At 70.6% G+C, this 20,772-nt stretch carries 21 protein-coding genes and 1 pseudogene; 15 read left to right on the forward strand and 7 right to left on the reverse strand.

The features are described from left to right. Positions 1-3: 3 nt before the first annotated feature. The 3 genes from CBM2588_RS27065 to CBM2588_RS27075 all read right to left on the reverse strand — a co-directional run bounded on the left by CBM2588_RS27065 (position 4) and on the right by CBM2588_RS27075 (position 1,835). A complete protein-coding gene (locus tag CBM2588_RS27065) occupies positions 4-486 on the reverse strand; it encodes a DUF1579 domain-containing protein (protein ID WP_115683338.1) in 483 nt (160 codons plus the stop codon). Between the two features lie 144 nt (positions 487-630). Continuing rightward, the gene (locus CBM2588_RS27070) at positions 631-984 is read right to left on the reverse strand and encodes a DUF2880 domain-containing protein (protein WP_115683752.1); all 354 of its coding nucleotides are present in this window, start codon (positions 982-984) and stop codon (positions 631-633) included. Between the two features lie 113 nt (positions 985-1,097). Beyond that, positions 1,098-1,835: a GntR family transcriptional regulator gene (locus tag CBM2588_RS27075; RefSeq protein WP_115683339.1), complete on the reverse strand. Its 738-nt coding sequence runs from the start codon at positions 1,833-1,835 to the stop codon at positions 1,098-1,100. A 152-nt stretch (positions 1,836-1,987) separates the two neighbouring features. Here CBM2588_RS27075 and CBM2588_RS27080 point away from each other — a divergent pair, with 152 nt between their 5' ends. From CBM2588_RS27080 to CBM2588_RS27115, 8 genes are all read left to right on the forward strand, one after another. After that, positions 1,988-4,174, forward strand: a complete 2,187-nt coding sequence (locus tag CBM2588_RS27080; RefSeq protein WP_115683340.1) for an acetate--CoA ligase family protein — start codon at positions 1,988-1,990, stop codon at positions 4,172-4,174. After that, on the forward strand, positions 4,171-5,484 hold the full coding sequence (locus tag CBM2588_RS27085) for a DUF1254 domain-containing protein (protein ID WP_115683341.1): 1,314 nt from the start codon (positions 4,171-4,173) through the stop codon (positions 5,482-5,484). Before CBM2588_RS27080 ends, CBM2588_RS27085 begins: the two co-directional genes overlap by 4 nt. A gap of 12 nt (positions 5,485-5,496) precedes the next feature. After that, positions 5,497-6,813 (forward strand): DUF1254 domain-containing protein, encoded by a 1,317-nt coding sequence (locus CBM2588_RS27090; RefSeq protein ID WP_115683342.1) that lies wholly within the window; start codon positions 5,497-5,499, stop codon positions 6,811-6,813. Then, positions 6,810-7,790 carry a Bug family tripartite tricarboxylate transporter substrate binding protein gene (locus CBM2588_RS27095; protein WP_115683343.1) on the forward strand — a complete coding sequence of 327 codons (981 nt, stop codon included), beginning with the start codon at positions 6,810-6,812 and terminating at the stop codon, positions 7,788-7,790. Before CBM2588_RS27090 ends, CBM2588_RS27095 begins: the two co-directional genes overlap by 4 nt. 68 nt (positions 7,791-7,858) lie before the next feature. Next, positions 7,859-8,881 (forward strand): Bug family tripartite tricarboxylate transporter substrate binding protein, encoded by a 1,023-nt coding sequence (locus tag CBM2588_RS27100; protein ID WP_115683344.1) that lies wholly within the window; start codon positions 7,859-7,861, stop codon positions 8,879-8,881. A 77-nt stretch (positions 8,882-8,958) separates the two neighbouring features. Further along, on the forward strand, positions 8,959-9,450 hold the full coding sequence (locus tag CBM2588_RS27105; protein ID WP_115683345.1) for an NAD(P)H-dependent oxidoreductase: 492 nt from the start codon (positions 8,959-8,961) through the stop codon (positions 9,448-9,450). An 84-nt stretch (positions 9,451-9,534) separates the two neighbouring features. Beyond that, complete coding sequence (locus CBM2588_RS27110; RefSeq protein ID WP_062803427.1) at positions 9,535-9,807, forward strand: hypothetical protein; 273 nt, start codon at positions 9,535-9,537, stop codon at positions 9,805-9,807. A gap of 60 nt (positions 9,808-9,867) precedes the next feature. Beyond that, positions 9,868-10,707 carry an SDR family NAD(P)-dependent oxidoreductase gene (locus tag CBM2588_RS27115; protein WP_115683346.1) on the forward strand — a complete coding sequence of 280 codons (840 nt, stop codon included), beginning with the start codon at positions 9,868-9,870 and terminating at the stop codon, positions 10,705-10,707. A gap of 7 nt (positions 10,708-10,714) precedes the next feature. Here the strand turns inward: CBM2588_RS27115 and CBM2588_RS27120 are convergent, their stop codons facing one another. Continuing rightward, positions 10,715-11,557: a BON domain-containing protein gene (locus CBM2588_RS27120; protein ID WP_115683347.1), complete on the reverse strand. Its 843-nt coding sequence runs from the start codon at positions 11,555-11,557 to the stop codon at positions 10,715-10,717. 225 nt (positions 11,558-11,782) lie between these two features. Then, positions 11,783-11,986, reverse strand: a complete 204-nt coding sequence (locus CBM2588_RS27125) for a hypothetical protein (protein ID WP_115665100.1) — start codon at positions 11,984-11,986, stop codon at positions 11,783-11,785. 308 nt (positions 11,987-12,294) lie between these two features. Between CBM2588_RS27125 and flhC the strand changes: the two genes are divergently transcribed. The 3 genes from flhC to CBM2588_RS27140 all read left to right on the forward strand — a co-directional run bounded on the left by flhC (position 12,295) and on the right by CBM2588_RS27140 (position 14,562). Continuing rightward, positions 12,295-12,906 (forward strand): flagellar transcriptional regulator FlhC, encoded by a 612-nt coding sequence (gene flhC / locus CBM2588_RS27130; protein WP_439897468.1) that lies wholly within the window; start codon positions 12,295-12,297, stop codon positions 12,904-12,906. Between the two features lie 113 nt (positions 12,907-13,019). Next, positions 13,020-13,400, forward strand: coding sequence for a hypothetical protein (locus CBM2588_RS27135; RefSeq protein ID WP_115683349.1), 381 nt, complete (start codon positions 13,020-13,022; stop codon positions 13,398-13,400). Between the two features lie 283 nt (positions 13,401-13,683). Then, positions 13,684-14,562 carry a lipid A biosynthesis lauroyl acyltransferase gene (locus CBM2588_RS27140; protein WP_115683350.1) on the forward strand — a complete coding sequence of 293 codons (879 nt, stop codon included), beginning with the start codon at positions 13,684-13,686 and terminating at the stop codon, positions 14,560-14,562. A gap of 5 nt (positions 14,563-14,567) precedes the next feature. Here the strand turns inward: CBM2588_RS27140 and CBM2588_RS27145 are convergent, their stop codons facing one another. Beyond that, positions 14,568-15,404: an IclR family transcriptional regulator gene (locus CBM2588_RS27145; RefSeq protein ID WP_115683351.1), complete on the reverse strand. Its 837-nt coding sequence runs from the start codon at positions 15,402-15,404 to the stop codon at positions 14,568-14,570. Between the two features lie 109 nt (positions 15,405-15,513). Between CBM2588_RS27145 and CBM2588_RS27150 the strand changes: the two genes are divergently transcribed. The 4 genes and pseudogenes from CBM2588_RS27150 to CBM2588_RS27165 all read left to right on the forward strand — a co-directional run bounded on the left by CBM2588_RS27150 (position 15,514) and on the right by CBM2588_RS27165 (position 19,737). Continuing rightward, positions 15,514-16,284 (forward strand): enoyl-CoA hydratase/isomerase family protein, encoded by a 771-nt coding sequence (locus CBM2588_RS27150; RefSeq protein WP_115683352.1) that lies wholly within the window; start codon positions 15,514-15,516, stop codon positions 16,282-16,284. 11 nt (positions 16,285-16,295) lie between these two features. Continuing rightward, a complete protein-coding gene (locus tag CBM2588_RS27155) occupies positions 16,296-17,486 on the forward strand; it encodes a CaiB/BaiF CoA transferase family protein (protein WP_115683353.1) in 1,191 nt (396 codons plus the stop codon). Between the two features lie 20 nt (positions 17,487-17,506). After that, on the forward strand, positions 17,507-18,673 hold the full coding sequence (locus CBM2588_RS27160) for an acyl-CoA dehydrogenase family protein (RefSeq protein ID WP_115683354.1): 1,167 nt from the start codon (positions 17,507-17,509) through the stop codon (positions 18,671-18,673). A 62-nt stretch (positions 18,674-18,735) separates the two neighbouring features. After that, positions 18,736-19,737: pseudogene (locus tag CBM2588_RS27165) on the forward strand (tripartite tricarboxylate transporter substrate binding protein). 9 nt (positions 19,738-19,746) lie between these two features. Here CBM2588_RS27165 and CBM2588_RS27170 read toward each other — a convergent pair. Further along, entirely contained in the window at positions 19,747-20,640 is an 894-nt protein-coding gene (locus tag CBM2588_RS27170) for a LysR family transcriptional regulator (RefSeq protein WP_115683355.1), read from the reverse strand. Between the last annotated feature and the right edge of the window lie 132 nt (positions 20,641-20,772).

The following is a 20,772-nucleotide window of genomic DNA, read 5'->3' on the forward strand; positions in this document are numbered from 1 at the left end:
GACTCACGGCTGGCGGCGGTAGGTGGCCTTCACGATCTGCGTCCACTCGCCGTTTTCGCCCTGCATGTACGAAGTCAGCTCGCGGTGGTTGTCGTCGCGGAACGTGATCACGTCGCGGTACTGCACCATGCGGCCGTTGCCCGAGCAGTCCGGTCCTTCGGCGCGCAGCGTCAGCTGCTGGCCGCCCGCGTCGAGGTCGCCTTCGTAGACCCACAGGTGGGTCATCATCGAGCCGATGAAGGTGCCGACAAAGTGCTTGCGCGCCGGATCGTAGCCCAGCGTCATGACCGTCGAAGCCGGGCCGCAGCCGGGCATGTCGCCCTGGGCTACGCACTGCACCCAGACGTCGCCGATCGCGCTGACCCGCTCCGGAATCTGCCAGGTCTGCACCGGCTGGTCCGGTCCCATGACGGCCTCGCCCTCCGCCAACCAGTTGCCAACCAGACGTTGCAGCCAGCGGTGTTCCTTTTGTGCTTCGATTTGCATTTTCGGTCTCCAGTGAATGGGTAACGGCCGGGGTGCGGCGGTTGCCGCGAGCATTTGTGGATGCTGTACACATAGACTAGCAAACGAAATGGACAGCGTCCACATTAAATTGCAACAGCGGGCACTGAGGGGGACAGACCGAGCTTATTGCGGCAGGCGCAGCTTGGGCACGGCAAAGCGGTTGCCCTGGGCGCGGCGTACGTCGCACTGGACCTTGGCCTCGCGTACCGCGCCGTCCTGGGCCAGGTATTCGACATCGGCCACCACGCTGTAGTTGTCCTGGTCGATCTGGCGCGCGGTGGCGGACACCCACTTGAAGCTGCCGGGATTGGGCAGCGCCGCCTTGACCGCCTGCTTGCAGGCGGCCTCGGGCGCCCCCTCCTTGCCGGGCGGCCGCGATGCATCCTGCCTGGCCGCGGCCAGCGCGGCCGGCACGCCCGCGGACAACGCTACCGCGAGCGCGGTAGACAGCAAACGTGGGGAAAGCGGCGAGAACATCCTGGACTCCTGCGACTGGGCGGCGCCGGATCGCACCACCCTGGCGCCGGCGTCGATGCAGTTCAGGCCGCGGCGCGCATGCAAAAGTTCCCTTGTCGCCACAGCCAGCGGCCCTAACGCCGCACGCAGGCCTTGTAGGTGAACTTGTCGCCGCGGAACATGAATTCCGAAAACGCCAGCGGCCGGTCGTCGATGTCGTGCGGCGTGAAGCGGATGCGCAGCAGCGGCTCGCCCGGCTCGACCTTGAGCCGGCGCGCGCTTTCCGCGCTGGCGGGGATCGCCGCGCTTTCCGTGTGCAGGTACTTGAGGCGATAGCCGAGCCGCGCCTCCACGATCATCAGCGCGTCGTTGTTTTCCAGGTCGTGCTCCAGCATCGCGCGCATCAGCGCTTCGGGCGCCATGGTCACGCCGACCGCCACCGGCGTGCCGCCCACGGACTTGAGCGTGGTCACGCTCAGCAGCTTGCTGCCGGGCGGCATGCGCAGCGCGTCGGCGGCGATGGCCGGCGCGGTGATCAGCCGCGTCGACAGCAGCTTGCCGTGCGCTTCGTGGCCACGGGCCCGCATGTAGTCGTAGAAGCCGGTCAGCGGCCCCAGGTCGGCCTGCCCCGCAGGGCGGCTGACAAAGCTGCCCTTGCCGTGGACCGTTTCGATCAGTCCCTCCGCCAGCAGCGATGCCAGCGACTGGCGCACGGTGATGCGGCTGACGCCGAACTCCGCCATCAACTCGGCTTCCGAAGGCAGCTTGATGCCCGGCGTCCATTCGTTGTTGACGATGCGCTGGCGCAGCGCGCCTTCGATCTGCTTGAAGCGGGGCAATGAGCTGGTTGTCACGAGATTCGAGGGATTCATGGGGACGGCCCATGCGGGCATCTACTTATCATAACAACGTTGACTCATCATAACATGTTATGACAACATCGGCCGGGCATCATCCATACAAGACCAGCCGCGCCAGCCTGCAAGGGCCCACACATGACGGCGCACGCATACGGAGACAACCGATGCCAGACCTCAGCGCATTGCTGCAACCGCGCACCATCGCCGTGATCGGCGCTTCCACCCAGCCCGACAAGGTAGGCGGCATGCCGGTGCGGCTGCTGAGCGAGCTGGGCTACGCCGGCCGCATCGTCCCGGTCCACGCCACCGCCAGCGAAGTGCAGGGGCTGGCCGCGGTGCCGACGCTGGACGCGCTGGATACGCCGGCCGACCTCGCCATCGTCGCGCTGCCGGTCAGCGCCAGCCTTGACGCGATGCGCCAGCTGGCGCGCAACGGCACGCGCGCCGCGGTGTTCTTCACCTCGGGCTTTGCCGAGACCGGCGGCGATGGCATCGCGCTGCAGGCCGAGCTGGCGGCGCTCGCGCAGGCCCACGGCATCACGTTGCTGGGACCGAACTGCCTGGGCGCGATGAACCTGCGCGAGCGCGTGTTCGCCACCTTCTCGCCGATCCCGCTTGGCGGGCTGCCGCCGGTCGGCGAGGTCGGGCTGGTCAGCCAGAGCGGCGCGTTCGGGGCCTATGCCTTCGCGCTGGCGCGCGAGGCCCAGCTGGGCCTGAGCCACTGGGTCACCACCGGCAACGAAGCCGGCCTGCATGTGGCGGACGTGATCGAATGGCTGGCCCGCGACGATGCCACGCGCGTGATCCTGGCCTACCTGGAAGGCTGCCGCGACGGCACCCGCCTGCGCCGCGCGCTGGCGGCGGCGCGCGCAGCGGGCAAGCCGGTGGTGGTGACCAAGGTGGGCACGAGTGAAGCCGGCGCGCGCTCCGCGCAATCGCATACCGCCAGCCTGGCGGGCGAAGACGCGGTCTACCAGGCGGTGTTCGATGAATACGGAGTGTTCCGCGCCGATACGCTGGAGGAATTCTTCCGGCTCGGCTACGTGCTGTCGCGCGGGCGCCGACCGACGCGATGGCAGGCTTCGGCGAAGGAGCCGGCCAACGCCGTCACCCCGGTCGCGCTGGTCACTGTCTCCGGCGGCGTCGGCATCATGATGGCCGACCAGGCCGAGGCGCTCGACTTGCCGCTGCCGCCGATGCCCGAAGCCCCGGCCGCGGCGCTGCGCAGCGCGATTCCGTTCGCCAGCACCGCCAACCCGATCGACGTCACCGGCCAGGTGGTGGCACAGCCCGAGGTGTTGCTGGGCGCCATTGCCGCCGCCGCACAAAGCCCGGACTACGGCAGCGTGGTGGCCTTCCTGGCCGGCGGCGTAGGCTCGCCGCGAATCTGGCCCGGGCTGCAAGACACCGTCGACGCCCTGCACCGCAGCGGCACCGCGGCGCCATTGCTGTTCAGCGGCCTCGCCGATGAAGACAAGCGCCGCTGGCTGGAAGCGCGCGGCGCGCTGGTGTTCCGCGAACCGGCGCACGCGGTGCAGGCCGTGGCCGTGCTGGCCAGGGCCGCGGCGCAAGCCGCGGCGGCACAGGCGCCCATCCCCGCAGCGGCCGCCGCCGACAACCTGCCCGTTCCCGATGTCCCGCCCGGCACCACCGCCTTGTCCGAGTTCGAAGCCATGCAATGGCTGGCCGCCTGCGGCATTCCCACCGCGCCGCACGGCCTGGCGCGCGATGCCGACGAGGCCGCGCGCATCGCCGACACCATCGGCTATCCGGTCGCGATCAAGCTGTGCTCGCCCGACATCCTGCACAAGAGCGATGTCGGCGGCGTGGTGCTGAACGTGGCCGACGCGCAGGCGGCCCGCACCGCCTTTGCCCAGGTCCAGGCCGCCGCGGCCAGCCACGGCACCTCCGCGCGCTTCGACGGCGCGCTGGTCGCCGGCATGGTGCGCGGCTGGGGCGAGTTGATGGTCGGCGTGCGGCGCGACCTGGTGTTCGGGCTGGTGGCGCTGGCCGGCATCGGCGGCACCGCGGTGGAGATCTTTCGCCAGACCGCGTTCGGCCTGGCGCCGCTGAGCCATGCCCGTGCGCGCACCATGCTGCGCGCGAGCCGTGCCGAGGCCCTGCTGTCGGGCCACCGCGGCCATCCCGCGATCGACGCCGCGGCCGTGGCCGAGGTGCTGGTGCGCGTCTCGCGGGCCGCGGCGGCGCTGGGGCCGCGCCTCGACACACTCGAAATCAACCCGCTGATCGTCACCGCGCGCGGCGTGGTCGCCGCCGATGCCGTGGTGACCCTGCACGCGGCGGACCCCGACAGCCACACGAACATACCCAACGAGGAGACCACCCGATGAACCAACCCGCTGCGCCCTTCCTTGCCGGCGCTCCCATCGACACCCCGCAGGAAGCCCTGACCGCCGCGGCGGCACTGCCGCTGGTGCTGGCCACCTACCCGCTGTTCGAAAGCCTGCGCACCTGCCGCCTGCAGACTTCGGTGGCGCAGGCCACCGGCTACGGGCGCGCGCCGGTCAACACGCTGTCGGCCAGCACCCAGCCGTGGACCCACCGCGACCGCGACATCGTCACGCCGGCCAATGACCTGCTCTACTTCTGCGCCTGGGTCAACCTGGCCGACGGTCCCGTCACGCTGCACGTGCCGGCACTTCCGGATGCGCGCCGCTACTATGTGGTGGAACTGCTCGACGCGTGGACCAACAACTTCGACAACCTGGGCCCGCGCAACGTGCCCGCCGCGGGCGCCGACATCGTGCTGGCCGGCCCCGGCCAGCACGCCGACGGCGCGCACGTGGTGCATTGCCCCACGTCGCTGGTCTGGCTGCTGGGCCGCGTGCTGGTGACCGGCACCGACGACCTGCCCGCCGCCAGCGCCTTCGAGCAGGGCTTCCGCCTGTCCGGCGGCAGCGCGCGGCAACCCGCCTGCGTGCGCGACTGGCAGGACAGCGGCGAGCCGGCGCTCGACTTCTTCGCCAACGTCTTGGACGCGCTGCGTGAGTATCCGGCCGAGCCTTCCATGGCTGGCCTGCTGTCGCTGCTGCGCAAGTGCGGCATCCGTGCGGGCGAGCCGGTCGACGTGGGCGCGCTGCGGCCGGCGGTGCAGCAGGGCCTGGTGCGTGCGTGGCGCGAAGGCATGGCGCTGATCGAAGCCAATACCCGCAGCCATGCGCGCAAGAGCTGGACCTACAGCCTGCTGCTGGGCCGCTATGGCGACGACTGGATGCAGCGCGCCGTGACCGCGATGAAGGGCCTGGGCGCGCTGCGCGCCGACGAAGCCGTCTACGCCGCCGCCGACTACGATGCCGACGGCGAACTGCTGCATGGCCGCCACAGCTATGCGCTGCACTTCCCGGCCGGGCAGCTGCCGCCGGCGCAGGCGTTCTGGTCGGTCTCGCTCTACGGCGCCGACCGCTTCTTCACCGACAACGCGATCGGCCGCTATGCGCTCGGCGACCGCAGCCCGGGGCTGCAATACGACGCCGATGGCGGGCTCACGCTGACGATCTCGCACCAGCGCCCCGCGCAGGCACAGGAGAACTGGCTGCCGGCACCGGACGCCCCGTTCTACCTGATCCTGCGCCTGTACCACCCCACCGACGGCTTCATCGCCGGCGACTACGTGATCCCGCCGCTGCGGCGCATCGCCTGAAGGAGGCCGCCCATGGCAACCCTCGACAACTCCCTCGACCCGCTCGCCCGCGACGCGGTGCGCTACACGCTGCCGCTGTACGAAATGGCGCGCATGCGCGCCGCCACCTGCCCGCGCCGCGACAGCGCCGGCACCTTTGCCGGCGATGGCCCCGATTCCACGCTGCGCTGGATCAACACCGTCACGCACGTGCGCGCGCTGCTCGGCCCGCAACACCGGCAGGTGGTCACACCGAACAACGACACGCTCTACACCAACGCCTGGCTCGACCTGTCGCGCGGCCCGCTGCTGCTCGACGTGCCGGACTGCCACGGCCGCTACTACGTGCTCGGGCTGCTCGACGCCTATACCAACCCGTTCGGGTACATCGGCACCCGCACCACCGGCACACAAGGCGGCATCTGGCTGCTGCACGGGCCGGCCTGGCGCGGCGAGGTGCCGGCCGGCGCCACGCCGTTGCCCTGCCCCACCGATGCGGTCTGGATCATCGGCCGCATCCTGGCCGACGGCGAAGCCGACCTGGCTGGCGCGCATGCCTTGCAGGACGGCATCCGCCTGCGGCGGCCCGACGGCACCGCCGCCGCGAGCGTGATCGACGCCGGCATGCACGCGGCCGAGCGCCCGGGCGACCCGGACCGCTACGCGGCCATCGTCCGGCGCATGCTGGCCGAGAACCCGCCGCCCGCCGCCGAAGCGGACCTGGTGCGCAGCTTCGCCGCCACCGGCATCGGCAGCGCGACGCCGCTGACGCCGGCGCAACGCACTGCGCTGGCAGCCGCGCTGGCGCACGTCGATGCCGAACTGGCCGCGCCCAAGGCTTCCGCGCTGGGCGGCGGCTGGTCCCTGCCGGTGGAAATCCGCACTTCGTTCGGCGCGCAATACGCGCTGCGCGCCGAGGTGGCGCGCAACTACATCGGCGCGCTGGGCATCGAGGAAGCCATGTACCTGATGGCCGATTGCGATGCCGACGGCCTGCCGCTGGACGGTACGCACCAGTACGAGCTGGTGTTCCCGGCGCACGGCTTGCCGCAGGTGAGCGCGTTCTGGTCGCTGACCATGTACCGGAAATCCGACTGCATGCTGGCGGAAAATCCGCTGCGGCGCTATTCGCTCGGTGACCGCTCGCCAGGCCTGCGCGCGGCCCCCGATGGCAGCCTGCGCATCGTACTGGGGGCGCGCGCGCCGGCGGACGACGCCGATACCGGCAACTGGCTGCCCGCGCCGCCCGAACCGTTCTACGTGGCCTTGCGCCTGTACGTCCCCGGCAGCGCGCACCTGGAACGCACCTTCCGCTACCCCGCCATCCGCCGCATCAAGGAAGCGTCATGAACCGATCCCTAGTCTTCTCCCGGGCCGTGCTGGCGGCCGGCGCGGCGCTGCTGTGCCTGGCCGGCCAGGCACAGGCGCAAACCTATCCGTCGCGCCCGGTCAAGCTGGTGTCGCCCTACGGCGCCGGCGGCTCCAACGACATCTCGGCGCGCATCCTCGCCGATGCGCTGGGCGGCAAGCTCGGCCAGCAGGTGGTGGTCGAGAACAAGCCCGGCGCCGGCACGCGCCTGGCCACGGAGCAGGTGGCGCATGCCGCGCCGGACGGCTATACGCTGCTGTGGGCGGCCGCGCCCTTCGCCATCAACACCGCCGCCGGCATCGCGCAGCGCTACGATGTGCGCAAGGACTTCGTCGCGGTAGGGCCGCGCGTGCTGGGGCCGATCTTCCTGATCGTCAATGCCAGCTCGCCGGCGCGCACCGTGGCGGACTTCGTGCGTATGGCCAGGGACAAGCCCGACGGCGTGACGGTGGCCTCGCCGGGCGCCGGCTCGGGCCCGCACCTGAGCGCCGAACTGTTCGGGCAGGTCGGCAAGTTCAAGCTGCTGAGCGTCCACTACCGCGGCGACGCCACCGCCTACACCGAGTTGCTGGCCGGCCGTGCCGACGCCACGCTGACCGCCATCACCTCGGCGCTGCCCTTTATCAAGGCCGGCAAGCTGCGCGTGCTGGCGGTGGCGTCGGAGCAGCGCACGCCGGTCTATCCCGATGCGCCCACCTTCGCCGAACAGGGCTATCCGGGCATGGTCGGCTACGGCTGGTTCGGGCTGGTCGCGCCGGCCGGCACGCCGCCCGCCGTCACCGAGCGGCTCAACCGCGAGGCGTCGGCCGTGCTGGCCGATGCGCAAACTCGCAACAAGCTGCTTGGCCTGGGCCTGGAGCCGCATCCCGAGCGCGGCAGCGCGTTTTCGGCCTTCATCGACCAGGAGATCGGCAAGTGGGGCAAGCTGATCCAGGCGCGCGGCATCAAGCTGGACTAGCGTGCGGGCGCACAGCGTCCGCGCAAAGGCAAACCGTGACATCGCATAAAACAGGAGACCACGCCATCATGAAGACCGTTGCCCGTTTTTCGCCGTGGCTGCGCGGCACGCTGCTGCGGACCGCGCTGCCCTGGCTCGGCATCGCGGCGCTCGCCGTCGCGCCCGTGGCCGCCCCGGCACAGGGCGCCTACCCGGCCAAGCCCATCCACCTGATCGTCGCCTATCCGCCGGGCGGCCTTACCGACACGCTGGCGCGCGCCGTCGGCGACGGCCTGTCGCGCCAGCTCGGCAAGACCGTGGTGGTCGAGAACAAGGGCGGCGCCGGCGGCATCATCGGCACCGACTATGTCGCCAAGGCGGCGCCGGACGGCTACACCCTGCTGATGACCATTCCGGGCCCGATCACTTCCAACCTGGCCCTGTACAAGAAGCTGCCCTACGACCCGCGCACCGACCTGCGCCCGGTCTCCGACATCGCCACCGCGCGCACGGTGCTGGCGGTCAACAGCAGCGTGCCGGCCAGGACCGTCGCCGAACTGCTGGCCTATGCCAAGGCCTCGCCCGGCAAGCTGCGCATGGGCTCATGGGGCGCCGGCACGCAGCCGCATACCATCCAGACCTATTTCGCCAGGCAATACCAGGTCGACATGCTGCACGTGCCCTACCGCGGCGAAGGGCCGATGGTGACCGACCTGCTGGCCGGCCAGGTCAACGTGACGGTGGGCTCGGTGACCGCGCTCAAGCAGCATTTCGCCACCGGCAAGCTGCGTCCGCTGGCGGTCACCGGCACGCGGCGCGCACAGGCGCTGCCAGACGTGCCCACCTTCACCGAGGCCGGCTACGCCGACGAGCCGTTCCGCCTGACCGGCCCGATCACGCTGATGGCGCCCGCAAAGACGCCGCAGGACATCATCGACCGGCTCGGCCGCGAAACCGCGAGCCTGGTCGCCAGCGCCGACATGCAGCGGCGCATCGTCGACATGGGCGCGGAGCCGCTCGGCACCACCCCGGCGCAGGCCGAGGCAGCCTACAAGGCTTACCTGCCGGTGGTGCTGAAGCTGACGGCGGATACGGGGGTGACGCTGGACTGAGGGAGTAGAGAGGCGTCGGCAGCGGCGTGATACAGTGCCCGGGCGCGGCACATGGCCGCGCAAGCCCTACCGCCCGCATGAAAACGCTGCTGATCGTCTACCACACCATGACCGGCGGCACGCGCCAGATGGCCGCGGCCGCCGCTGATGCAGCACGCCGGCAGCCCGGCGTCACGGTCGTGCTCAAGACCGCCGCCGAGGCCGGCCCCGACGACGTGCTGGCCGCCGACGGCTACCTGTTCGCCACCCCGGAGAACCTGGCCGCGATCGCGGGCATGATGAAGGACTTCTTCGACCGCTGCTATTACCCTGCGCTGGACCGCATCAACGGCCGGCCATACGCCGCCATGATCTGCGCCGGCAGCGATGGCCAGAACGCGCTGCGCCAGCTCGAGCGCATCGCCACCGGCTGGCGCCTGAACCGCGTCGCGCCCGGGCTGATCGTCTGCACGCATGCGCAGACGCCGGAGCGCATCCTCGCCCCCAAGCAGATCGAAGCCGCCGACCTGGCGCGGTGCGCCGAGCTTGGCGAGGGCCTGGCCGCGGGGCTCGGCCTGGGGGTGTTCTAAGGCCCTGACGGCCATCGGGCAACCGGGGCGCGGAGCGGGAACGGGACTTGCACGTCCCACGCATTCCCTTTGCAAACCCTTGCCATGGAAGACCCCGAAATTACCGCTTCAGAAGCCCGGCGCGATCCGCTTGCCGGCACGGCGCGCGGCGTGATGCGCGTGGTCGATGCGCTGACGCAGACCGCGCTGGTGGTGGCCACCGCCACCCTGGCCTGGGCGCTGTGGCGCCGTTCCGATGCCTATGCGTGGTTCGGCGGGCTCGGCCCCGGCACCGCGGTGACGCTGGCGGTGTTGGTCACGCTGGTGGCGCTGCTGGGGGTCTGGATGGGCGTGCGCACTTGGCGGCGCGTAGGGTGATGCGTCGCTAATCCTTACAACGCCACAGTAAAAACTCGCCACAAAACCCGAGGAGATACGGTGCCTGACACTTCGCTTCGCCGCACCGGCCTGCTTGCCGTCGTCACTGGGGCGTCGTCCGGCATCGGCTACGAGCTGGCGCGCTGCTGCGTGCAGCGCGGCTATGACCTGGTGATTGCCGCGGACGAGCCGCAGATCGAGGTCGCCGCCAGGCAACTGCGCGACCAAGGCGCCGACGTCACGGCGCTGCTGGCGGACCTGTCCACACCCGACGGTGTCGAACAGGTTTGCGCGGCACTGGGCGGCCGCCGCGTCGACGTGCTGTGCGCCAACGCCGGCCGCGGCCTGGGCCACGCCTTCCTGGACCAGGACTTCGCGGCAATCCAGCGCGTGGTGGAGACCAACGTGACCGGCACCCTGCACCTGCTGCACCGGGTCGGGCAGCTCATGCGCGCGCAGCACGAGGGGCGCATCCTGATCACGGGATCGATCGCCGGCTTCGTCCCGGGCACCTGCCAGGCCGTGTACAACGCAACCAAGGCCTTCCTGGACTCCTTCTCCTACGCGCTGCGGCACGAGCTGCAGCACACCGGCGTGTCGGTCACCTGCCTGATGCCGGGCGCCACCGAAACCGACTTCTTCGAGCGCGCGGACTTGCTCGATACCCGGCTCGGCCAGCAGAAAAAGGCCGATCCCGCCGAGGTGGCGCGGATCGGCTTCGATGCCATGATGCGCGGCGAGGGCGAGGTGGTGCCGGGCTGGCAGAACAAGCTGCGCGCCGCCATTGCCATGGTGACGCCCGCCGACGTGCTGGCCGAGCAGCATCGCCGCATGGCCGAGCCGCGGCACGCGCCGGGGAGCGCCCCGGCAGCACCGGCGGACAAGCCGCCGGCGCCGTAAGTCCGCATCAGCCCATGCGCGTGGTGCCGCCGGTGCTGTCGCGTCCCTGGCCGGGACCGCCGCTGCCGGTTTCCATGCCGCCGCCATAGCTGCTGGCGCTGGAGCCCGTGGCACTGCCTGAACTGCTGACGCCGCTGACGCGCCCCTGGCCGGACCCGCCGGACTGCGCTCCGGTCTGCCCGCCGGACTGCGATCCTTCGGTGATCCCCGACACGCCGAACGCGCCCGGCGCGCCCAGGCGCACCGCGTTATGGATCTCCTGCACGCCGAAGACATCGTCGACGATGTCCTCGATGCAGTACTTCTGGCGCCGGTCGCGCACGTTGCCGGTCAGGCGCACCACGCCGCCCTGCACTTCGACTTCCACCTCGCGCACATCGACATGGCGCGCGTGCGCGAGCCGTTCGCAGATATCCTCGCGGATGCGCTCGTCGCTGCGCTGGTAGCCCTTGGGCCCGACGCGGTCGCGCCCGCGCGGCATCTCGCGCGACGCATTGCCGCGGCTGTCGCCGCCGCTGTCACCCCACTCGTCGCGCACCTCGCTGCCGCGGCGCCAGGCTTCGTCCTCTTCCCATGGCGGGCGCCGGGCGGAGGTTTCCCAGACGCGCTGCGCCGGGCTGGAGCGGCCGCCGTAGTAGCCGGACTCGCGCACGTCGCTGTCGTGTCGCTGGCGGCCTTCATAGCGGCCTTCGCCGTAGTCGCGCGCGGGGCCGCCGCGCTGGCCGTAGCGCCCCTCGCCGTAGCCGCGCGGATCGCCGCCGCGCGGGTCGCCGCGATTGCGGCGGGATTCATCGGTGTCGCGGTCCTCGCGCCACCAGGAGCCGCCGCCTTCATTTCGGAATGGATGCATCGCTTTCTCCAAGGGTTGAGCTTCCGGCGCGGCCCGGCGGGCCGCGCCGCCAGTCACCGCGGCGCAAGTTCCATACCATTGGCGGGCATGGGCATGGAGGACGGCACGCCTGCCGCGCGCCCCCGCGCCAAAGCAAAGGCGGGCGCCACCGGTAAAGGGCGCCCGCCTTTGTCACGCAACCGGGTTGCCGCGGGATTGCCGCGGGATTGCCTCTGGGTTACCTCGTCATGCGGCCAGGGGAGCGAGGCCGCGCGGGGCATCGTCCTCGTCTTCATGCACGATCAGCACCACACCGCGCCGCTTTGCCGCGGCCATGCCGATGTTGACGGCGACGTCGCGGTCGTCGCATTGGACCAGGCCCTTGCGCGCGCTTTCGACCGTCAGTTCCCAGCCCTGAGCGGTCTGCCTGATCAGGAAGTTTGCAGCCATGGGTTGCTCCCTGTCGTTGGTGTTCTTGCAGCGTAGCCGATGGGCAGAACCGTTAAATCGGCGTCTGTCCGATAGCTTGTGGGCGCTTCTCCTACAGTCGTCCCGGATGGCATGCCGGACACCGGCAAATTGCGCCAACAACAGGCCCCGGCAAATTTGTGCTGTCGATCGTGGAATTGCGATTGTTGACAAGAATCACGGATATAAGCCGACTGCGATCGAAGAATCGTCCTCCATCACGCAAAGCCGGACCCGCGGGACGCAGGCGGACAACGCCGCACTGCGGCACGCCCCGGCAGGAGGAGACCATGGACGCAAACCCTGTCGCCGCCGTTGGCGGCCCCGGCGGGGCGGCTTCCCGCCCTGCACTTGTACCTGTACCGGCCCCCGCCCGCAAAAGCGTGCTGCACGACCTGGAGCAAACCCGGCTCGCGATCGAGATGATCGGCCTGGGGGCGCGCCTGCAGGTGCTGGAGGCGGAGGTGTCGCTGCCGCGCGAGCGGCTCACCCGCCTGTACAAGGAGCTTTGCGGGGCGTCGCCGCCCAAGGGGATGCTGCCGTTCTCGACCGACTGGTTCCTGAGCTGGCGCCCCAACGCCCATGCCTCGATGCTGCTCGGCGCCTACCGCTTCATGATCCGCGCCGGCCACCTGGACGGCATCCGTGCCACCCTGGCCGGCTTCCGCATGTATCGCGAGCACCTGAGCGCCACCGGCGAGACCGCCCAGCTCAGCTTTACCCGCGCCTGGATGCTGGTGCGCTTCTATGAGCGCGGCATGTTGCGGCTGGCGCGCTGCCAGTGCTGCCGCGGCGAGTTCGTGGTGTGCGCCCACGATGCACGCCAGCGCTACACCTGCGGCCTGTGCCTGCCGCCGGCACGCGCGGGCAAGTGCCGCAAATCCGGTCCCGCCGGCGCATGAACGCCGGTGCCGCACCGGCTCCATTGTCTGCTGCCGCACAGTCCGGCCACCCGCACCCTTCCATGATGGATGCACTCGACCACCCCGCCCCCGGCGCATCCGGAGCCTCGCCCATGTTCAAGATCCCCATGCTCGGCAAGATGCTCGGCACACCCGCGCCCGAGGCTGGCGGCAAGGCCCGCGCCGAACCGCCGCCCGCGCCGTCCGGCGCCGGCGCGCCGCGCAAGGGCATGCCGGAACAGCTTGCGCAGAACCTCAAGACCCAGGGCGACGCCATGATCCAGTACGGCGCCCGGCTGCTGGTGATGCGCGAGATGCTGTGCGCCATGGCGGTGGCGCTGCCGCCCGATGCACGCGCCGGCGCCCAGCGGCAGTTCCGGCAGCGCATCGACCAGTTGCTGTCGCTGACCGACGACCACGTGCTGCCGGCCGAATTCCACACGGCGCTGCTGGCCGAGGTCAATTACTATCTCGGCGAGCTGAAGCAACGCTGACGGCACAGGCTTGCGCATTGCCCGGCATCGGTTGCCGGTTTGATACGGGTCGTAACTGCCGTTCCGGGGCCCCCTGCCATCGTGCTACAGTGCGCCCTCAGCACAAAGCTGCGCAGCGACGCATAGCGCACTCCAGCGGCCCGCAACCGGGGCGCCGCCGCAGGGGCGGCGCGCCAGCGTAGCGCGCGCTTGCCGCTCGCCAACCCTTTGGCGCCGAACCATTGCCGCGCAGCCGCCTGTCCGCGGGTCCGCCCCGACCGCCGCTGCCGCCCCCAGGATCTTCATGACGCACCAGCTCCAGGCTGCGCTCACCATCGCAGCCTTCAAGCTCTTTGCCGCCTTGCCCTACGGCGTGACCGCCCGCCTCGGCGATGCCCTTGGCAAGCTGCTGTACCGCATCCCCAGCCGCCGCCGGCGCATCGTCCATACCAACCTGGCGCTGTGCTTCCCGGACATGGATCCGGGCGAGCGCGAGCGGCTGGCGCGCGACCACTTCGGCCATGTGCTGCGCAGCTACCTGGAGCGCGGCGTGCAGTGGTTCGGCAACGCCGAGCGGCTGGGCAAGCTGGTAGAGCTGGATTCGCGCATCGACCTGGCCTCGTGCGCGGAGCATCCGACCATCTTCATGGGCTTTCATTTCGTCGGCATCGAGGCCGGCTGCATGTTCTATTCGATGCGCCACCCGGTGGCGTCGCTGTACACGCGCATGTCGAGCCCGCTGCTGGAGCAGATCTCGCGCACCCAGCGCGGGCGCTTCGGCGCCGAGATGATCCCGCGCAACGGCAGCGGCAAGCAGGTGGTGCGCACGCTGCGCGCCGGCTGCCCGGTAATGCTGGCGGCAGACATGGACTTCGGCATCAACGATTCGGTGTTCGTGCCGTTCTTCGGCGTGCCGGCGTGCACGCTGACCTCGGCCTCGCGCCTGGCCAGCATGACCGGCGCGCGCGTGGTGCCGTTCACCACCGAAGTGCTGCCCGACTACCGCGGCTACCGGCTGCGCGTATTCGACCCGCTGGAGGGCTTTCCCTCCGGCAGCGTCGAAGAGGACTCGCGCCGCATGAACGCCTTCCTCGAAGCCCAGATCGCCACCATGCCGGAGCAGTATTACTGGATCCACCGGCGCTTCAAGAACCGCCCGGAAGGCATGCCGCCGGTGTACTGACGCGGCTAGCCGGCGGCGCGCCGCCAGGCTTGCTGGATCTCGGCCACCAGCCGCTCCAGCTGCGCGGCATAGCGGGCGTGGTCGCGGCGGCGCTCGGTGTCGTTGAACGGATAGCTGATATTCAGCCCGTACAGCTGCTGGTCCGGGCCGGAAAACGCCGCGCCCACGGCCAGCAGATGCCCCGGCTGGTAGGCCGCGGTGCAATGGCCGTGCCGCTGGGCCTGCGCGATGCCGCGCAGCACGCGCGCGCGCATGCCGGGCCAGGCCTCGCCCTGGCGGGCGGCGATACCGGCCAGCAGGTCCCTGCGCACCTCCTCCGGCTGCGCCGCCAGCCATGACAGGCCGATCGCCGTCAGCTCCATCGGCACGCGCGAGCCCGGCACCACGCGGCGCGTGCGCGACACGCTGTCGCGGCTATGCCGGATCGACGCCAGGTACACCATCTCTAGCTGGTCCCCCACCGCCAGTCCCACGTTGACCTTGCCGGCCTCGGCCACCTTGCGCATCAGCGGCAGCGCAATCTCCGGCGCGCGGCTGGACTGGTGGAAGGCATCCGCCAGGCTCAGCACCACCGGCGCCAGCCGGTAGGCGCGCTCGTTGACGTCGTAGCGCAGGAAGCCGGCATCGACCAGCGAGCGCGTCAGCCGGCTCACGGTCGGGCGCGGCAGGCCGGTGCGCGCGGCCAGTTCCGCGTTGGTCAGGCTGGTGGTGCCGACGCGGAAGGCACGCAGCAGCACCAGCCCGCGCTCCAGCGACTGGCTGCCCGCGGTGTCCCGGGTAAAGCGGCCGGTCCGATGGGTCACGCTGCGCGTGGAGTCAAGCGGCCGGATGGCGTCAGGCATCGTTGGCAATTTCAGTAAGTGAAATTCGAGTATAGCGGTGCGGCGGCACGGCGCGAATACTGTGGGCACGCGGCCCCGAGCCGGCCGACCACAGAGGAGCACCCCCCGCATGTCATCCGATGCCGAGATCCATGTCACCCGCGACGGCCACGTGGCCCGCGTGGTGCTGTCCCGCCCGCCGCACAACTTTGTCGATGCCGAGGTGATGCGGCGCCTGGCCGATACCCTGCTGGCCCTGGACGACGACCACCACTGCCGCGCGATCGTGCTGGCCTCGGGCGTCGGCGCGTTCTGCGCCGGCGCCGACTTCAGCGGCGCGGGCCAGGGCGAAGTCGCCACCGACCCCGCCGCCTTCTACGTGCATGCGATGAAGCTGTACCGCAACCGCAAGCCCATCGTCGCCGCGGTCGCGGGCGCCGCCATCGGCGCGGGGCTGGGGCTGGCGCTGGTGGCGGATTTCCGCGTGACCTGCGCCGAGGCCCGCTTCAGCGCCAACTTCAACCGGCTCGGCTTCCACCCCGGCTTCGGCCTGAGCCTGACGCTGCCGCGCCTGGTGGGCGAGCAGCAGGCAGCGCTGCTGTTCTACACCGGCCGGCGCATCACCGGGACCGAGGCGGTCAGCATCGGCCTGGCCGACGAACTGGTCGCAAAAGACGAGGTCGATGCCCGTGCCATGGCGCTGGCGCAGGAGATCGCTGCCTCGGCCCCGCTCGCGGTGGAAACCACGCGCGCCACGCTGCGCGACGGCCTGGCCGAGCGCATTGCCGAGGTCAACCAGCGCGAGCTGGCGATCCAGCGCGGACAGTTCCGCAGCGAGGATTTCCGCGAGGGCGTCGCCGCCATGGCCGCGCGCCGCGCCCCCGTGTTCCAGCGCCGTTGAAGGAGAGATCAATGAGCGAAGCAGACAAGCGCGCGGCACCCGCCGGCCCGCTCGACGGCATCCGCGTGCTCGACCTGACCGCCGTCGTGCTCGGCCCGCTGGCGACGCAGGTGCTGGCGGACTTCGGTGCCGACGTGATCAAGGTCGAAGGCCCCGAAGGCGACCTGATGCGCGCCAATGGCGTGTCGCAGCATGCCGGCATGAGCTCGATCTACCTGGCGCTGAACCGCAACAAGCGCTCGGTGGTGCTCGACCTGAAGACCGCCGAGGGCGCGGCGGCGCTGCGCGGCCTGATCGCCACCGCCGACGTGCTGGTGCACAACATGCGCGTTGCCGCGATCGAGCGGCTGGGCTTCGGCTATGCCGAGGTGGCGCGCATCAACCCGCGCATCGTCTACTGCCTGGCCACCGGCTTCGGCCAGGACGGCCCGCACCGCGACAAGCCCGCCTTCGACGACATCATCCAGGCCGGCTGCGGCCTGGTCGCGCTGGGCTGCGCCGGCGGCGAGCGCCCGCAATACGTGCCCAGCCTGCTCGCCGACAAGACCACCGGGCTGGCGCTGGCCAATGCCGTGCTGGCCGCGCTGCTGTACCGCGAGCGCCACGGCGTGGGCCAGATGGTCGAGGTGCCGATGCTGGAAACCATGACCGCCTTCGTGATGACCGAGCATCTGGGCGGCCTGACCTTCGACCCGCCACCGGCCGGCGCCGGCTACGCCCGCCTGCTGCAAGGCGGGCGGCGCCCCGCGCCGACCCGCGACGGCTGGATCTGCGCGCTGCCCTACACCGAACGCCACTGGCAGGCCTTCTTCCGCGCGGTGGGCCGCGACGACCTGGCCGAGCGCTACCACGTGGGCGACCGCGCGCAGCGCAACGCCAATATCCGCGCGCTGTACGGCCACCTGGCCGAACTGACGCCGGCACGCACCACGGGCGAATGGATGCAGCTGTTCGAGTCGCTCGACATTCCGGCCACGCCGATCTACGGCCTCGATGCCCTGGCCGACCATCCGCACCTGCAAGCGGTCGGCCTGTTCCAGCCAACGCACCACCCTACCGAAGGCCCCCTGCGCGAACTGCGCCCGGCCGCGCGCTTCTCGGCCACGCCGCTGTCGCTGCGCCGCCATGCGCCGGCGCTGGGCGAGCACACCGAGGAGGTCCTGCGCGAACTGGCCATGGCGCAGGATGCGCGGCAGTCATAACGAATCAGGAGAAGACCGTCATGAACTTTGAACTGGACGAAGAACACCGGATGCTCAAGGACCTGGTCGCGCGTTTCGTGCGCGAGCAGCTGATCCCGCTGGAACCCACGGTGCTGGCGCGCGAAGCCGCCGGCGGCCAGACGGCGCTGCTGCCGGAAGAGCAGGCACGCCTGGACGCGATGTCGCGCGAACTGGGCCTGTGGGGCCTGGACGCCCCCGCCGAGCTGGGCGGCTCCGCCCTGCCGACGGTGGCGATGGTGGGCGTCAACGAAGAACTGGGCAAGACCATCACCCCCTATGACCTGCCGCCGGATTCGCCCAACCTGCGCATGCTGATGCTGACCGCGAGCGCGGCCCAGCGCGAGCGCTACCTGGCGCCGTATGCCCGCGGCGAGACCGTGTCGGCCATCGCCATCTCGGAACCGGGCGCCGGCGGCGATCCGGCCATGATGGCCACGCGCGCCGAACGCGATGGCGACCACTGGGTGCTGAACGGGCGCAAGATCTGGATCAGCCGCGCGGCGCGCGCCGACTGGACCATCGTCATGGCCGTGACCGACAAGGCCCGTGGCGCGCGCGGCGGCATCTCCGCCTTTATCGTCGAGCGCGGCACGCCCGGCCTGCGGGTCGAGCGGCGCATCCCGATGATCGGCGGCGCCTCGACTTATGAAGTGGTGCTGGAAGACTGCCGCATCCCCGCCACGCAACTGCTCGGCGCCGAGGGGCAAGGCTTCGCGCCGATGCAGGCGCGGCTGTCGACGCGCCGCGTGCAGATGGCGGCGTGGTGCATCGGGCGCGCCCAGCGCGCGCTCGACATGATCTGCGAATACGCACCGCAGCGGCAGACCTTCGGCGCGCCGCTGGCGCAGCGCCAGGCGATCCAGTGGTGGGTGGCCGACGCCGCCACGCGCATCCACGCCTGCCGGCTGATGACCTACGAAGCCGCCACCCGCATCGACGCCGGAGACGAAGCCCGCACGCAGGTGTCGATGATCAAGGTGTTCGCCACCGAAATGGCCTGGGACGTGATCGACCAGGCCATGCAGACCTTCGGCGCGATGGGCATGACCAAGGAGCTGCCGCTGCAGCAGATGGCCAACGAGACCCGGCTGATGCGCATCTACGAAGGTCCCAGCGAAGTGCATCGCTGGGTCATTGCGCGCGACCTGCTCGGCCTGCGCCGCTAGGCCCGCATCGATCCCTTGCACCGGCGGAGACACGCCGGACATGCCACCATCAGGAGACCACCATGCAACAGCCTTTCCATTCCCGGCGCCGCTTCCTCGGGCTCTTTCCGGCCGCGCTGGCGCTGCTCGGCGCGGCCGCGCTGCCGGCGGCGCGCGCCGCCGATGCCGACGCCTTCCCGGCGCGGCCGATCCGCTTCATCGTGCCCTTCCCGTCGGGCAGCGGCACCGATACCACCGCGCGCATGTTCGCCAAGAAGATCGGCGAGCTGACCGGCCAGGGCGTGGTGGTGGAAAGCAAGCCCGGCGGCAACGGCTTTATCGGCGTGCAGACCGCGCTGAATGCGCCGGCCGACGGCTACACCGTCTTTATCGGCAGCAATTCCACGCTGTCGACCAACGCGGCCACCTTCCGCAAGCTGCCGTATGACCCGTTGACGGACTTTGCGCCAATCACGCTGCTGTCGCGCGGGCCGTGCGTGATCATCGTGCCGGCCGGCTCGCCCTACCGCACGCTGGCCGAGCTGCTGGACGACGCGCGCAAGCGTCCCGGCGCGCTCAACTACGGCACGGGCTCGATCTCGTACACGCTGTATTCGGAATGGCTCAACGAGCTGGCCCGCATCAAGACCACGGCGGTGCCGTACAAGGGCGCCGGCGATGCCATCAATGGCGTGATGGCGGCCAATGTCGATTTCGCCGTGGTCGATGCCACCGGCGCGATCGAGCTGGCCCGCGGCGGCAAGGTGCGCGCGCTGGCCTACACCGCGCCGCAGCGCTCGCCGCTGCTGCCGGACGTACCGTCCATTGTCGAAGCCGGCCTGCCGGACTTCCTTGCCTACAACTAGGTCGCGGCAGCGGTCTCGGCCAGGACGCCGCCGGCGCTGGTGAAGCGGCTGCAGGACCTGTTCACGCAGGCCGGCAATGCCCCGGACGTGCGCGAGTACTACACGCGCCAGTCGACCAAACTGATCCTGTCGTCGCCGGCCGAGATGCGGCAATACCAGAAGGACGAGATCGAGCGCTGGAAGCGGCTTGCGGCCGTGGCCAAGATCCCGCTGCAGTAATCGCGCCCCCTAGCCGCTGTGCTCGCGCAGCAGCACCGTCAGGCGCTGGGCCAGCGGCGACAGGTAGGCGCCTGCGCGCGTGACCACGCCGATGCGCCGGCGCAGGTCGAGCTCTTCCACACCCAGCGGTAGCACGCGCAGCCCGCGCTGCATGGCCTCGCCGCCGGCATTCGCGATACTCAGCATCTGCGTGCCCTGCATCAGCGCGAACAGCGAACTGCTGCCGAAGTCGATCTCGATGCGCGGCTGCGGCTCCGGCAGGCCGCGCTGGCGGAACGCCGCGTCGACCTGCTGGCGCAGCGTGATATGCCGTTCGGGCAGCAGCCATTCCTGCTCGGCGAGGTCGGCCAGGCGCAGCTTGCGCCGCCGCAGCAGCGCGTGGCCCTGGTCCGCCACCACCACCAGCCGGTCGTCGAACAGCGGCTGCACCGCGAAAGTGTCCGCCAGCGCGCCGGACGGGGTCGGCGCCACCGCCATGTCCACTTCCCCGGCCGCCAGCAGATCCAGCAGGTCGCGCGCCAGCCGGCGGCGCAGCCGCAACCGCGCCACCGGCCGCTCGCGCACCAGCTGCTGGCACGCGCCCAGGATCACATCGCCCGGGATCGACGGTGAATAGCCTACGCGCAGGATGCCCTGCTCGCCGGTGCGGATGCCCAGCATCTCCTTGATGCCGTCCTGGTACTCCAGCTGGATGCGCCGCGCGCGCTCGAGGAAGCGGGTGCCGGCGTAGGTGGCGGCGATGCCGTTGGCGGTGCGCTCGAACAGCGGCAGCCCCGCCTGCGCTTCCACCCGTTGCACCGCCTTGGTCAGCGCCGGCTGGCTGATCCCCAGCGCCTCGGCGGCCCGCCCGATGCCGCCGTGCGCCGCCACGGCGAGGATGTATTCGATATCCCGCGTCTCCATTGCCTCACATTCCCGACGGTTATGGCTTTATAGCCAATACCTCATTGTGGTGATGCCCGCCATCTTACAGACTACAGCGCACGAGCACACCACCGAGCGTGCAGCAAGATCATTCAGCCTACACGGAGACAG

The sequence above is a fragment of the Cupriavidus taiwanensis genome (assembly GCF_900250075.1).
Taxonomy (GTDB): domain Bacteria; phylum Pseudomonadota; class Gammaproteobacteria; order Burkholderiales; family Burkholderiaceae; genus Cupriavidus; species Cupriavidus taiwanensis_C.